Raw genomic sequence first — 14115 nt, 5'->3', positions numbered from 1 at the left:
TAGGACCGCCTTGAGTGCAGACGACGTTGGTGATCACACCGTACGCGGGTGGTCGGACCACTCGCCAGATACGCGGACCCCGCGCGCAGGTTGCGACGGGATGTCGCCAGAGCCGCGCGTCAGGCCCGCCGCCGGGTCCACTCCGGTTCCGTGCGCGCCCACGCGCGCTCCCACTCCGCCATCCGGTGCCGGTTCGCCACCCGGCGGACGGCCGCCTGGCCGAGCAGCACCACGGCGACTGTGCCGCCCGTGGCGCAGACGCCCATGGTCAGGCTGTGCTGCCAGACCGTCGCGGCGCTCGGAGGCGGCGCCACGCTGCGGCCCCGCCCGTCGAACCACACGTCGACCGTCTGCCCGGGCCGCGTCCCCACCGGGACCCGCGCCGTGCCCGTCCGGGGTCCCTCACCGGGCTCCGTCCAGCGCACGGTCGCGCGGTACGAGTACTCCCGGCCGCCCTGCACCGCGGGCAGCGTGTCGGGGGTCCTGCCGACGACCTCGGCACGGACGTGCCGCCGGTCCTCCCGCTGGGCCGCCGCCGTCTGCTGTGCCTCGCCGTGGGCCCACCAGCCCGCCAGCGCCCCGGCCAGCGGCGCGCCCAGGAACAGCAGGACGGCGACGACCAGCACCGTCCACGCCTCGACGACGTCCGACCTGCGCCGCAGCGGATTGCGCCGCCAACGCCAGGCGCGCACCCGGGTTCGCATCTCCGCCTCCTCGCCGTCACCGGAGCCGGGGAGCCGTACCGGCGCCCCCGGGCCCACGTACGCGTGCGAGTCCACATGGATCTGGTACCCCGTCCCACGGACTTCGTTCATCGGGACGGACCGATGACAGGGACGGCGCGGCGAAGAGGCGGGTGCTGCTCAGCCGAAGCGTTCGATCCGGATCCGGTCCACCGGCTGACCCGCCGCCACGAGCTGGCGGGATGCGTGCTCGGCGAAGGCGTTCGAGCCGCACACATAGGCCTCCCACCCACCGGGAGGCGCCGCGTCCAGCAAGGACGCCACATGCGCCGCCGTCATACGACCCACCGGTACGCCCGGCGGAGCCGTGCGCGTGAAGACGGGCGTCGTCTCGGCGCCGTACTCCCGCGCGTAGATCAGCTCCTCGGGACTCCGCGCGGACACCAGCAGCCGCAGCGGCGCGGACAGGCCGCGCGTCCGGTGGTGCCGCACCATCGACATCAGCGGTACGACCCCGGATCCGGCGCCGATCAGCAGCGCGGCCCGGTCGCCCGGCCAGGCGAAGAAGCCGCTCAGCGGGCCGCGCACCTCGACCCGGTCACCCGGCCGGGCCTCGGTGTGGAACCAGCCGGAGACCTCTCCGCCCTCGACGTGGTCCAGGGTCAGCTCGATGTGCCCCGAGTCGTCCGGCGCGGACGCGATCGAGTATTGCCGCTGGGCGGTGTAGCCGTCGGCGGCGGTCAGCCGGAGCATCAGGTGCTGGCCGGGCAGATGCCCCGCCCAGCCGGGCACCGCGAACCGGAAGGTGGCCGCGCGCGGCGTCTCGCGGCGGATCTCGGTGAGCGTGGCGGTCTGCCAGTGGCCCGCGGTGCCGTTGCCCACGGCGATCCGGCCGGGCACGGCGAACCGCGTCGGGGGAGTGAACGTGTCAGTCACCGGAGTACCGCTGCTCCTCCCACGGGTTGCCCCGCGCGTGGTAGCCGTTCTGCTCCCAGAAACCGGGCTCGTCGTGGTCGAGCAGACTGATGCCCGCGATCCACTTGGCGCTCTTCCAGAAGTACAGATGCGGCACCAGCAACCGCGCCGGGCCACCGTGCTCGGGCGGCAGCGGCCGGCCGTCGTACTCCCAGGCGATCCAGGCCCGTCCGCCGGTCAGGTCGGCGAGCGGGAGGTTTGTGGTGTACCCGGTGTGCGCGTAGGCGACGGCGTGCGTGGCCGTCGGCAGCGGGCGCACCTGCTCCAGGAAGGCGTCCAGCGAGACGCCCCCGAAACGCACCCCGAACTTCGACCAGCTGGTCACGCAGTGGATGTCACCCTCGTACGCCGAAGCAGGCAGCGCGTGCGCCTGTGCCCAGTCCCAGGTACGGGGCGCCTGCACCAGGCCGTCGATGCGGAAGGTCCAGTCGGCGGCGCCGAGGTCGGGGGTGACCTCGGCGGACAGGACGGGCCAGTCGTCGCCCGCGTCGTACTGCCCGGGCGGCAGCCCCGGGTTGTCGACGCGCGGGCGCCCGGTGAAGCCTCGGGTGACGTTCATGCGGGTGGTGCCTCCAGACCGCCGGTGCGGCGGCCCGCGGGTAGAGCGTGATCAGTGCGTACGCGTACCACCGTACGTGGTAGGAGGACATGCCCCCGGAGACGGTCGCCGTCCGACCCGTGAGGTAGGGTGACCGTCCGGCTGGGGGCGGTCCCAGCCGTGTGCGACCGAGGAGGTGAGACCCATTACCGCTGTGTCAGGTCGGGTGCTCTCTCCTCATGTCGGCGCGGATCACCGGCAGTAGCGACCGAGAGCGCGCCCTTCGGCTTCCGAAAGGCTCTCACTCGCATGCCCCTACCGCTTTCACCTTCCTACGCCTCCGTGGTCGCCGCGCTGCGTGCCGCGGGCTGTGTCTTCGCCGAGGACGAGGCGGAGCTGCTCCTCGGCGCCGCCCGCACCCCGGACGAACTCGCCGCCATGGTGGCCCGCCGCACCGATGGACTGCCCCTTGAACTCGTCGTCGGCTGGGCCGAGTTCAGAGGGCTGCGCATCACCGTCGAACCCGGCGTCTTCGTCCCCCGCCGCCGCACCGAGTTCCTGGTCGAACAGGCCCTCGCCGCCGCCCCCAAAGCCTCGGTCGTCGTCGACCTGTGCTGCGGCTCCGGCGCGGTGGGCGCCGCCCTGGCCGCGGCCCTGGGCCGGGTCGAACTGCACGCCGCCGACATCGATCCGGCCGCGGTGGACTGCGCCCGGCGCAATGTCGCCGGGCACGGCGGCCGGGTCCACGAAGGCGACCTGTACGCGGCGCTCCCCGGCGAACTGCGGGGCCGCGTCGACATCCTCGCCGCGAACGTCCCCTACGTCCCCACCGCCGAGGTCGGCCTGCTGCCCGCCGAGGCACGTGACCACGAACCGCCCACCGCCCTCGACGGCGGCGCCGACGGACTGGACGTGCTGCGCCGGGTCGCCGCCGGGGCGGCCGAGTGGCTCGCGCCCGGCGGCTGCCTGCTGACCGAGACCAGCGAACGCCAGGCGCCTCAGGCCGTCGACGCCTTCACCCGGGCCGGTTTGACGACCCGTCTGGCGGTGTCGGAGGAGCTGTACGCCCATGTGGTGATCGGCACCAACTGACCCCGGTCCAAAGGGATCGGGCTCGGGTCAGTCTCCCGTCTGGGCGCGGGCGATGAGGACGGCCACGTCGTCGTGGTTGTCGGGGTGGTGCAGGGTGCGGACGAGGAGGTCGCAGACGTCTTCCAGGGGGCGGGCCGGGTCGTCGAGGAGGTCCAGCAGGGTGTCCAGGCGTTCGTCGAGGGAGTGACTCCGGGTCTCGACCAGGCCGTCGGTGTAGAGGACGAGTTCGTCGCCGGGGGCGAGATCGAAGACGGTGGTGGTGAACTCGACGCCGCCCACGCCCAGCGGCGCGCCGGTCGGCAGGTCGAGCAGCCCCCGCGTCCCGTCGCGGCGGACGTGCACGGGCGGCAGATGGCCCGCGTTGGCGATCCGGCAGCACCGCTGTCGGGGGTCGTGAATGGCGTACAGGCAGGTGGCGATCGAGTGGTCAAGGCCCTCGGTGATCCGGTCGAGGTGTTCGAGGAGCACCGCGGGGTCGAGGTCGAGGGACGCCAGGGTGTTGGTGGCGGTGCGCAGCCGGCCCATGGTCGCCGCGGCGGTGATGCCGCTGCCCATCACATCGCCCACGACGAGCGCGGTCTTGCCGCCGTCCAGGGGAATGACGTCGAACCAGTCGCCGCCGACCTCGGTGGCGGCGCCGGCCGGCTGGTAGCGGGAGGCGACTTCGAGGCCGCCGGTGACGGACGGATGGCTGGGCAGCAGGCTGCGCTGGAGGGTGAGGGCGGTGTCGCGGGCGTTCTGGTACCAGCGGGCGTTGTCGATCTGCACCGCGGCACGGGAGGCCAGTTCACGGGCGAGCAGGAGGTCGTCCTCGCCGAACGGCAGCGGGTTGTGGATGCGTTTGAGGTCGAGGGCGCCGAGCACCTCGCCGCGCGCGATGAGCGGGACGGCAAGATACGAGTGGACGCCCGCGCGGGCCAGCAGAGCGGCGGCCTCCGGGGAGCGGGCGATGCGCGGCAGGTCCTCGTCCTTGACCTGCGGCACCATCACGGGCCGACCGGTGCGCACACACTCGGTGACCAGGCGGTCGGGGCCGTAGCGGGCCACCTGTCCCGGCGTGTCGGCCGCCCGCAGGGCCTCCGGTGCGTCGTCCGCCCGTACGGCCAGCGCCCGGATCACCGCCGGCTGGGAGGGGTCGGAGCTGCTGCGGCGGCCGCCCACCACCGAGTCCAGCAGGTCCACGGCGGCCACGTCCGCCAGCTCCGGCACCGCGACGTCGGCCAGTTCGCTGGCGGTGCGGTCCAGGTCCAGCGTGGTGCCGATGCGGGCCGACGCGTCCGCGATGAGCGCCAGCCGCCGCCGCGCGGCCTCCGTCTCGACACTCGCCCGGTACTGCTCCGTGACGTCCACGACCGACAGGGCGACGCCCAGTACCGTGCCGCGGGCGTCCTCCAGCCGGTACAGGGAGACCGACCAGGCGTGGTCCTCGTGCGGGTCGGCCGGGGTCCGGCCGGCGGCGGGGTGGTCGACCAGCGGCTGCCCGGTGTCCAGGACGTGCTGCAGCGCGGCCTCCAGGGGCGCCAGCTCCAGCATCGGCAGTACCTCACCGACGGTCCGGCCGATGTGCTCCTCGGCCGGGACGCCGTGCATCCGCTCCAGCGCCGGGTTCACGGACACGAAGCGCAGCCCGGTGTCCAGGACGCCCAGCCCGGTCGGTGACTGCGTGATCACCCGCGTGGACAGCGCGACGTCCTGCTCCAGCCGGCGCACGGTCGGCTGGTCGGCGGCGAGGCCCAGGGCGTAGACGTCGCCCCGGTCGTCCAGCAGCCGCATGTTGCGGAACTCCACCAGGCGCGTGGTGCCGTCCTTGCGGCGCACCGGGAAGGCACCCGCCCACCCTCGGCCGGTGGCCATGACGTCGGCGAACAGCTTCTTGACCAGGTCGAAGTGCTCCTCGTGCACCATCACCCGGGCGGCGTAGTGGCCCAGCGCCTCGGGCGCCGAGTAGCCGAACAGCTCCTCGGCCTGCGGGCTCCACAGGACGATGCGGCCCTGGGCGTCCAGCACCACCGAGGCCACGCCCAGCACGTCGAGCAGGCCGCTGGGCCGCGCCGTCCCGCTGCCCGGCTCGGTCCCGTCGGCCACCGGTGGCCCGGTTGCTCCCATCCCACGCACCGCCTTCGCCTTCCACACGGCACGTCGTCCTCGTGCCGACTCCCCTTGGGTACCGCGCTCAACCATCTCTCTTACGCCACGACCGCCCTACTCCACCATCCCTCAACATGACTGGGGGTGTCTGGCGATGGCCGATTGGACGGGTGGGGGCTCGGGAGCAGCAGTCGCCTGTACGACAACTCCCGTTCTGTCGTTGGTCTGTACATGACCATCTCCTCTCGCCACACTCTTCCGCCAAGCGCACCCACCCCCAACCGAGGAGCCCCTATGCCCTCACGCCGCCCGCGGCAACGTTGTCGCACCCTCCTGGCCGGGCTCGCCGCCTGCGCCCTCACCCTGCTCGCCGCCCCCTCCGCCACCGCCGCCGACACCTGGACCGAGGTCGGCTCCGACCGGGCCGACCCGCTCACCGAGAGCCAGGGCCTGACCTCGGTCGAGGCCCCGGCCGGCAGCCCCAACCGGTACACCGGCGTCGGCACCATCCCCTCCTCCGTCAGCAGCCGCGGCTGGAACCACGTCGGCGACCCCGACGCCTCCTACGACGGCCACTACATCGAGCCGTACCAGCGTGACTCGGGCAGCACCAAGATGTTCCGGGTGCAGTCGCCCGGCGGCACCTGGTCGGAGTACGTCCACACGCTCAGCGCGGGAGAGGCCCTGAACAACTCCTGGGTCGCGATCTCACCCGACGGCCAGTGGATGCTCGCGGGCGAGTACGGCACCATGAACCGCCTGCTCGTCTTCCCGACGCCCGGAGTCAACCCCAGTACCTCGCCCTCGGCCAACCTCCCGCAGGCCGCCACCGTCCACCTCGACCACGCGGTCCGCGACGTACAGGGCTGCGACTTCACCGGCCCGACCACCCTGCTGTGCTCCTCCGACGACCCGGCGGGCACGCTCTTCGGCATCACCAAGCCGCTGCTCCAGATCGACCTGTCCGCCCCGCCGAACGGCACCTCCGACGTGTCCGGCCAGGTCACGGCCCTGCGTCAGCTCCCGCTGCGCAGTGGCTGCTCCGGCACCTACGAGGCGGAGGGCATCGACTACGACCGCCGCACCGGCACCCTGCGCGTGATCGTGCTGTCGCCCGGCTTCTGCATCCTGACCGACAGCAAGACATACCGCTTCACCAGAAGCTGAGCCGGCGCTCCTCTCGGGGCTGTACATCCCGGAATGTGGTGGTTTTCTGGGAGTGCGGCACGGCGCCGTGCGGGAACCCGCTGCCGTACCGCAGCGCGGCCACGAGAGGAGTCACCACGATGGACAGTGAGCGACTGCACCCGGAATCCGTCTCCGTGGAGATCAGCGGATGCAGCAAGGAGGACGCCCGGATCGTGTTCGACACCCTGTGCGAGTACTTCGACTCGGACCGGTGCTCCGAGGACGTACCGCGCGACTGGCACGAGGTCCGGCCGACGGTGTGGCTGGGCACTTTCGAGGTCTCCGCACCGCACACGGGCCCGCACACCACCAACCCCCGGCTCTCCGCCTCCGTCGAGGCCGACGCGCACGGCGGCTACTGGGCGATCGACCGCTTCCGCACCACCCTGCACGACCTGTTCAGGGTGCACGACCTCGCCACGGCCTCCGGCGACCAGGAGCGAGAGCTGCACGTGAGGCTGGAGAGTCGCTGACGACGCCCCTGCCGTTATGCAACTAGTTGCATAAACCGTGCGCGGTCCTCTACAACAGAGGTACGTCACCGCGCACGGAGGGGCCATGAGCCGTTACCCGCACCTGCTGAGCCCGCTCGACCTGGGCTTCACCACCCTGCCCAACCGGGTCCTGATGGGCTCCATGCACGTCGGCCTGGAGGAGGCCGAGCGTGGCTTCGCACGCATGGCGGAGTTCTACGCCGCCCGGGCGCGCGGGGGAGTGGGCCTGATCGTCACCGGCGGCATCGCGCCCAACGACGAGGGACGGCCGTACGAGGGCGGCGCCAAGCTCACCACCGAGGCGGAGGCCGAACAGCACCGGCACATCACCGAGGCGGTGCACCGCGAGGGCGGCCGGATCGCGATGCAGATCCTGCACTTCGGCCGGTACGCCTACCACCAGGACCTGGTGGCGCCGAGCCCGCTCCAGGCGCCGATCAGCCCCTTCCCGCCCCGTGAGCTCACGGACGCCGAGGTCGAGCGGACCATCGACGACTACGCCCGCGCCGCCCGCCTCGCCCGCCAGGCGGGGTACGACGGCGTGGAGATCATGGGCTCCGAGGGCTATCTGATCAACGAGTTCATCGCCGCGCAGACCAACCACCGCACCGACCGCTGGGGCGGCTCCTACGAGAACCGCATGCGCTTCCCGGTCGAGATCGTCCGGCGCGTGCGAGAGGCGGTCGGCGAGGACTTCATCGTCATCTACCGGCTGTCGATGCTGGACCTCGTGCCCGGCGGCTCCACCCTCGACGAGGTGATCACGCTCGCCAAGGCGGTCGAGGCCGCCGGGGCGACCCTCATCAACACCGGCATCGGCTGGCACGAGGCCCGTATCCCCACCATCGCCACCTCCGTGCCGCGCGGCGCCTACACCTGGGTCACCAAGCGGCTCATGGGTGAGGTGTCCATCCCGCTCGTCACCACCAACCGCATCAACACCCCCGAGCTGGCCGAGGAGTTGCTGGCGGACGGCTGCGCGGACATGGTGTCGATGGCCCGCCCGATGCTCGCCGACCCCGATTTCGTCGCCAAGGCCGCAGCGGGCACGCCGGAGGCCATCAACACCTGCATCGGCTGCAACCAGGCCTGCCTCGACCACACCTTCAGCGGGCAGATCACCTCCTGCCTGGTCAACCCGCGCGCCTGCCACGAGACCGAGCTGGTGCTCTCCCCGACGCGGCGGCGCAAGCGGGTCGCGGTCGTCGGCGCGGGCCCGGCGGGCCTCGCGTGTGCCGTGAGCGCCGCCGAACGCGGCCACCAGGTCACGCTGTTCGACGCCGCGAGCGAGATCGGCGGGCAGCTCAACGTCGCCCGCAAGGTCCCCGGCAAACAGGAGTTCGACGAGACGCTGCGCTACTTCCGCCACCAGCTCGACGCGCACGGCGTCGACGTACGCCTCGACACGCGCGTGACCGCCGCCGACGTGTCCGGCTACGACGAGGTCGTCGTCGCCACCGGCGTCACCCCGCGCACCCCGGACATCCCCGGCGTCGACCACCCGAAGGTCCTCGGCTACCTCGACGTCCTGCGCGACGGCGCCCCCGTCGGCGACCGCGTCGCCATCCTCGGCGCCGGCGGTATCGGCTTCGACGTCGCCGAGTACCTCACCGACGGCGGCGACAAGGCGCACGAGGACCCGGCGACGTACTTCCGCCACTGGGGCGTCGACATGACCTACGAAGGCCCCGGCGGACTCGCCGCCCCCGAGCGTCCCGCCCCGCCGCGCACCGTCCACCTGCTCCAGCGCAAGACCAGCAAGGTCGGCGCGGGCCTCGGCAAGACCACCGGCTGGATCCACCGCACCGAGCTGAAGCACCGCGGCGTCACCATGGTCCCGGGCGCGCGCTACGACCGCATCGACGACGCCGGACTGCACGTCACCGTCGGCGAGACCAGCACGGTCCTGGAGGTCGACACCATCGTGCTGTGCACCGGGCAGGACCCGCGCCGGGATCTGTACGAGGAACTGCTCGCCGCGGGCCGCAGCGTGCACATCATCGGCGGCGCCGACGTGGCCGCCGAACTGGACGCCAAGCGCGCCATCAAGCAGGGCACCGAACTGGCGGCCGCCCTCTGACGTCAAGGGGCCGTCCCTAGGATGGCCCCCATGTCACTCCCGCACGCGATCCTCACCGCCCTGCTCGAAAAGCCGTCCTCGGGGCTGGAGCTGACCCGCCGCTTCGACCGGTCGATCGGCTACTTCTGGTCGGCGACGCATCAGCAGATCTATCGCGAGCTGGGAAAACTGGAGGCCGAGGGGCTGATCCGGGCCCTGCCCGCCGAGCAGCCGGTGCGCGGGCAGAAGAAGAACTACGAGGTACTGCCCGCGGGCCGCGCCGAACTGGCCCGCTGGACCGCCGCCGCACAGGACCCCAGGCCGCACCGCGACCCGCTGCTGCTGCGGCTGCGCGCCGCGGCCGTGGTCGGCACCGAGGGCATCGTGGCCGATCTGCGCCGCCATCTCGATCTGCACCGGCGGCAGTTGGCGGAGTACGAGGAGATCGAACGGCGCGACTTCCCGCCGGGCAAGGACAGCCCCCAGGACCGGCTCCAGCATCTGGTGCTGCGGGCCGGTATCGACCTGGAGACGTTCTGGACGGGGTGGCTGGAGCACGCCCTGGCGGAGTTCGCCGAAATTCCGGACCGCGACGCGAAGTGAGCGCGGGTGTGCCTCAGAGCCGGTACGGCTTCGAGCGGCGGCGCAGGAACCAGACCGTGGCGATCACCCCGGTCCCCACCAGCGCCCCACCCCCCACGAGCGTCAGCGTGCCGTAGTCCCGGCTGGCGCCGCCGACACCGCCGACCACACCGCGCGTGGGCGAGGCCGTGGACGTCGCCGAGATGGTCGGCGTGGACCCGGGGGAGACGATGACGGACTGGGTGCCGGCGGTGTTGCCGTTGGAACAAATGACGATCACCGTGTACGTGCCCGGGCTGACGTTCGACCAGACCGAGCTCTGCAGGGCGGTCGTCCTGCCGGACAACGCCACCTGGCGGCCCTGAGCGAAGGTCGCCTGGCCGCTGCTGAGCAGCGAGGCGGTGCCCCACCTGCCGTTCAACAGGGTGCAGGCGCTGGTCGTCACCGAGACCGTGGAGCCGCGGGTGCTCACCGAGATCCCGGAGTTCGCGGCGGCCGGTCCGGCGACCAGGGCCAGCGGCAGCGCGGCGGCCGCCACGGCCGCCCCGAGCAGAGGCTGAGAAGTACGCATGGGACTGCCCTCCGGCGGCACGGTTGGCGGTACATCCCTTGCGCCGCCGAGGTCGGGGAACGCCCGTGCTGCCTCATGGGTAGCCAACGTGCCCCCGGCCCGTCCCGCATGCGGACCGCACCCGCACAGGTGACGGACTCCGCCGCCCGGGGGATAACCGGGCCCTCAGCGCCCCCCGCCGGTCGTGACCGTCCGCTCCGCCGAGAAGCCGCCCCACGTGCCGTCCGGCAACCGGGCGCGCAGCCGCACCCGATGGCTCACCCCGGCCTCCCGCCCGACGTAGAAGCTGTACGTCGCCCTGCCCCGGGGCGCGGTCCCGCCCCAGACGAGGGAGGTGGCCGGACGGCCGTCGAGGTGGACCTGGTACTCGGTGATCACTCCGTCCGCCTCGGGCGGCACCCACGACAGGTCGAGGTGGTAGGCCCCGTCGGCGCGCCGGGTCGTCGCACGGAAGTCGGTCGGCGCGGTGTCCCGCCCGTCGTCCGTGCCCGGCGCGGTGGTGAGCCGGACGGCGGCGCCGGCGGCGGAGACGTTGTCCGCTGCGTCCCGCGCCCGCACCGTGAAGGTGTAGCTGGTGCCCGGCCGCAGCCCCGTCACCACGGTCGCGGTCTGTTCCCCGCCCACGCTGTGGATCTTCGTGCTGCCCTGGTAGACCTCGTACGACGCCACGCCCCGGTCGTCCGTCGAAGCGGCCCACGACAACTGCACCGCCCGGCTCCCGGCGGCCCGCCCCCGTGTCCCGCCCGGCCGCGAGGGGGCCGAGGTGTCGGCCGCGACGGCGGCGGGTGTCCGCGCCCGCACCGCACGACTGCGCGGCCCGAGCCGCCCCTCGGTGTCCCGGGCCCGCACGGTGAAGACGTACGTCGTCGACGGCCTGAGCCGGGTGACGTCCACCATGTGCTCGGAGCCGTGGACCTCCTCGACCTTCGTGGCGTCGCGGTACACCTCGTAGCCGCTGATGTCGCCCGAGGCCACCGCGTTCCACATCACATGGACGCTGGTGGCGCTGCCCGCCGCCGCGGTGACCCCGGTAGGCGCGGCGGGCAGCCGTCCCTCGTCGCCGTCCGCCGTACCGCCCCAGCCGCAGGACGGGACGAGCAGCAGGACGCCGAGGGCCAGGGCAGCGGGGACGGGAACGCGTCGCACGACTCGGCCTCCCGGGACGGCACGTCGGCAATGGTCCGGACCAATATGACGTGACTGACGCGATCACATCAAGAGGGCGGTGCCTTCCTGAGCGCCCGGCACGGTTACGTATGCTGAAGCGAGCACGGCCGAACTCTCCCTGAGCGAGGGGAAGTTCGTGCTGCGGGCGCGGACCGCTGTCGTCGCTGATCCCGCGCCGGCCGGGGCGGCCGGGAGACCGAGCCGACACGGGCTCGGGCCCCGGCCCCTGGTGGACAGCGTGGCGTGCACCCTCCGGACCCCTCGGGTGGCCCCATGATCAGGGACAGCATCAGATGGTGCTGAGTGACCGTCAGTGTCCCCCATCAGAGAGTTTCTTATCGTGCGTGTCCAGTTGCTCGCCCTGGCCGCGGCAGGTGCCGCCCTGCTCGCCCCGGCGACCCCCTCGACCGCCCACCCGCCCAAGGAACCCCGCTCCCGGCAGGAGAGACCGGCCGAGGATGCCGTCCAGGCGGCCGACCTGCTGGCCAAGCTGCGGGACTGCACCCCCGTGTCCAGTGGCCGCTACCGCACCGACGCCGGCCGGCCCAGAACCATCCCCGTCTGTGGCACCCGGGACGCCGTCTTCTGGACGGCCGACATGGACATCGACTGCGACGGCCGCCCCGGCCGCCGCTGCAACCGCCGCGCCGACCCGTACTTCGCCGCCAGCACGGCCTTCCAGACCTCCGACGGCCGTCACCTGAACGCCGAACGCCTCCCCTACGTCGTCGTGCCCGTCCCCAGCCGCATCTGGGACTACCGCGAGCACGGCGTGCGCGGCGGATCGGTGGCCGCCGTCATCCATCGCGGCCGGGTGCAGTACGCGGTCGTCGGTGACACCGGGCCGCGCGAGGTCATCGGCGAGGCGTCGTACGCCGCCGCCCGGGCCCTCGGTATCCCGCCCGACCCGCTGAGTGGGGGAACGGACTCCGGTGTCACCTACATCATCTTCAAGGACTCGCAGGTCTCGCCCCTGGGGAGCCATGCTGCCGCCGTGGCGGAGGGGGAGCGGCTGGCGCGGCGATTCGTGGATGGTGGGTGAGCGGCCGTCACGGCTGCCCGCGGTGGCTGAGTGACCGTCAGACGGCGGACCAGCCGTCGTCGACGGGCAGGATCACGCCGTTGATGTTGCTCGCCGCGTCCGAGGCGAGGAACACGATGGCGGCGGCCTGCTCCTCGGGCTGGGCCAGCCTGCCCAGGTTGACGAAGTGCGGGCCGAGGGTCGAGGGCCCGTGCGCGCCCTGCTCGGCGTCGACGGCGATGCCGGTGCTGGTGCCGCCCGGGGCGATGGCGTTCGCGCGGATGCCCTGCTTCCGGTACATCACCGCGAGGGACTTCGTCAGCCCCGCCACCCCGTGCTTCGAGGCGGTGTAGGCGGCACCGGCCGCGCTGCCGCGCAGGGACGCCTCGGAGGCGGTGCTGACGATCGCGCCCCGGCCGACGGCGAGCATGTGCGGCAGCACCGCCCGGGTGAGCAGGAACGGCGCGGTGAGGTTGACCCGGATGACCCGCTCCCACTCCGCGTCGCTGACATCCGCGAGCGCCGACATGCGGTCCATGATCCCGGCATTGTTCACCAGCACGTCCACCCCGCCGAAGCGCTCCACCGCCGTCCGCGTCACCCGGTCGACGACGGCCTGCTCACTGAGGTCGCCGGTGACGGCGACGGCGGTGCCGCCCGCCTCCGCTATCTCCTTGACGGTCGCCTCCGCGCCCTCGGCGTTGAGGTCCGCCACCACGACTCGAGCGCCTTCGGCTGCGAAGGCCAGGGCGGCGGCGCGCCCGATGCCCGAGCCCGCTCCGGTGACGATGACGCTGCGGCCGTCCAGTCCAATGGTCATACGGGTGCTCCTGGGATTGAGGGGAGGCGTGTGCGGTCCTACCGTACGGCTTAGTGTCTCTGCGTGACATAAAGTCTTGGTGGAGAATTCCGCAAGACCGTTTCCCCTTCCCCGGCACCGGAGGACCAGATGGCCGCAGCCCATGGACGCACGGGCCGACCACCGCTGACTGAAGCGCGCAAGGCCGAGATACGGCTGCGGATCGCCCGCGCGGCCGTGGACCTGTTCGTGCGTCAGGGCGTCCACGCGACCACCGGCGAGCAGATCGGCCAGGCGGTCGGGGTCTCGGCGCGTACGGTGTGGCGGTACTTCCCGAGCAAGGAGAGCTGCGTACGGCCGCTGTTCTCGGCCGGGATAGAGATGCTCGTCGGGTGTCTGCGCGACTGGCGGCCGGGACAGCCGCTCGTCGCCGCCTTCGACGGGGCGCTCGCGGGCGAGCCCGAGCTGGTGGCCGGTCCCGAGCGCTCGATCCTCGGGCCGCTGGTACGGCTGACCCGGACCGAGCCGGGCCTGCGCGCGGTCTGGCTCCAGACGTACGACGAGGCCGAACCGGCGTTCGCCCGCGCCCTCGCCGAGCGGGCCGGGCTCCCGGCCGACGATCCGCGGGCGGCCATCCAGGCGGCGATGTTCAACGCGGCCCTGCGGGCGGCCGTGGAGCACTACGCGTGGCGGGACGCCGGGCGCGGGGCACAGGGGGATGAGCTGGAGGCGGCGGTGCGGTCGGCGTTGGGCGTGGTCGCGGAGGGGTTGAGGTGAGGCGGTGAGCCGATACGGCGGCGGAGGGGGACGGGCGGGAGATGACCGCCCGTTCGCCCTCCGCCGCCGTCAGCGGAGGGG

The 14115-nt window shown here is 72.8% G+C and carries 14 protein-coding genes; 7 read left to right on the top strand and 7 right to left on the bottom strand.

Going from position 1 to position 14115, the window contains the following annotated elements; genetic code table 11:
• Positions 1-119 precede the first annotated feature (119 nt).
• The 3 genes from SSP24_RS15100 to SSP24_RS15090 form a co-directional block, all read right to left on the bottom strand.
• A complete protein-coding gene (locus SSP24_RS15100) occupies positions 120-704 on the bottom strand; it encodes an Rv1733c family protein (protein ID WP_174864655.1) in 585 nt (194 codons plus the stop codon).
• Positions 705-863: 159 nt separating this feature from the next.
• Complete coding sequence (locus SSP24_RS15095; protein WP_141310037.1) at positions 864-1619, bottom strand: ferredoxin reductase; 756 nt, start codon at positions 1617-1619, stop codon at positions 864-866.
• Positions 1612-2217, bottom strand: coding sequence for a sulfite oxidase-like oxidoreductase (locus SSP24_RS15090; RefSeq protein ID WP_141310036.1), 606 nt, complete (start codon positions 2215-2217; stop codon positions 1612-1614). Before SSP24_RS15090 ends, SSP24_RS15095 begins: the two co-directional genes overlap by 8 nt.
• Before the next feature lie 288 nt (positions 2218-2505).
• On the opposite strand from SSP24_RS15090, the gene SSP24_RS15085 reads away from it, so the two are divergent.
• The gene (locus SSP24_RS15085; RefSeq protein WP_141310035.1) at positions 2506-3288 is read left to right on the top strand and encodes a putative protein N(5)-glutamine methyltransferase; all 783 of its coding nucleotides are present in this window, start codon (positions 2506-2508) and stop codon (positions 3286-3288) included.
• A gap of 27 nt (positions 3289-3315) precedes the next feature.
• On the opposite strand, the gene SSP24_RS15080 is transcribed toward SSP24_RS15085, so the two are convergent.
• Entirely contained in the window at positions 3316-5394 is a 2079-nt protein-coding gene (locus SSP24_RS15080) for a SpoIIE family protein phosphatase (RefSeq protein ID WP_141310034.1), read from the bottom strand.
• A gap of 276 nt (positions 5395-5670) precedes the next feature.
• Between SSP24_RS15080 and SSP24_RS15075 the strand changes: the two genes are divergently transcribed.
• From SSP24_RS15075 to SSP24_RS15060, 4 genes are all read left to right on the top strand, one after another.
• The gene (locus SSP24_RS15075; protein WP_141310033.1) at positions 5671-6543 is read left to right on the top strand and encodes a hypothetical protein; all 873 of its coding nucleotides are present in this window, start codon (positions 5671-5673) and stop codon (positions 6541-6543) included.
• 119 nt (positions 6544-6662) lie between these two features.
• Complete coding sequence (locus SSP24_RS15070) at positions 6663-7037, top strand: hypothetical protein (RefSeq protein WP_141310032.1); 375 nt, start codon at positions 6663-6665, stop codon at positions 7035-7037.
• Between the two features lie 85 nt (positions 7038-7122).
• A complete protein-coding gene (locus tag SSP24_RS15065; protein ID WP_141310031.1) occupies positions 7123-9138 on the top strand; it encodes an NADPH-dependent 2,4-dienoyl-CoA reductase in 2016 nt (671 codons plus the stop codon).
• Between the two features lie 30 nt (positions 9139-9168).
• On the top strand, positions 9169-9720 hold the full coding sequence (locus tag SSP24_RS15060) for a PadR family transcriptional regulator (RefSeq protein WP_141310030.1): 552 nt from the start codon (positions 9169-9171) through the stop codon (positions 9718-9720).
• A gap of 13 nt (positions 9721-9733) precedes the next feature.
• On the opposite strand, the gene SSP24_RS15055 is transcribed toward SSP24_RS15060, so the two are convergent.
• Together SSP24_RS15055 and SSP24_RS15050 are read right to left on the bottom strand one after the other, a co-directional pair.
• Entirely contained in the window at positions 9734-10270 is a 537-nt protein-coding gene (locus SSP24_RS15055) for a hypothetical protein (RefSeq protein WP_141310029.1), read from the bottom strand.
• Between the two features lie 165 nt (positions 10271-10435).
• Positions 10436-11416 (bottom strand): fibronectin type III domain-containing protein, encoded by a 981-nt coding sequence (locus SSP24_RS15050; RefSeq protein ID WP_141310028.1) that lies wholly within the window; start codon positions 11414-11416, stop codon positions 10436-10438.
• A 361-nt stretch (positions 11417-11777) separates the two neighbouring features.
• Between SSP24_RS15050 and SSP24_RS15045 the strand changes: the two genes are divergently transcribed.
• A complete protein-coding gene (locus SSP24_RS15045; protein ID WP_141310027.1) occupies positions 11778-12479 on the top strand; it encodes a glycoside hydrolase family 75 protein in 702 nt (233 codons plus the stop codon).
• Positions 12480-12516: 37 nt separating this feature from the next.
• Here SSP24_RS15045 and SSP24_RS15040 read toward each other — a convergent pair whose 3' ends face one another.
• A complete protein-coding gene (locus SSP24_RS15040; RefSeq protein WP_141310026.1) occupies positions 12517-13278 on the bottom strand; it encodes an SDR family NAD(P)-dependent oxidoreductase in 762 nt (253 codons plus the stop codon).
• Positions 13279-13407: 129 nt separating this feature from the next.
• Between SSP24_RS15040 and SSP24_RS15035 the strand changes: the two genes are divergently transcribed.
• Positions 13408-14034, top strand: coding sequence for a TetR/AcrR family transcriptional regulator (locus SSP24_RS15035; RefSeq protein ID WP_141310025.1), 627 nt, complete (start codon positions 13408-13410; stop codon positions 14032-14034).
• The last annotated feature ends 81 nt before the right edge of the window (positions 14035-14115 follow it).

The organism is Streptomyces spinoverrucosus, from assembly GCF_006539505.1.
Classification (GTDB): domain Bacteria; phylum Actinomycetota; class Actinomycetes; order Streptomycetales; family Streptomycetaceae; genus Streptomyces; species Streptomyces spinoverrucosus.
This window is presented reverse-complemented; position numbering and strand designations above follow the sequence as displayed.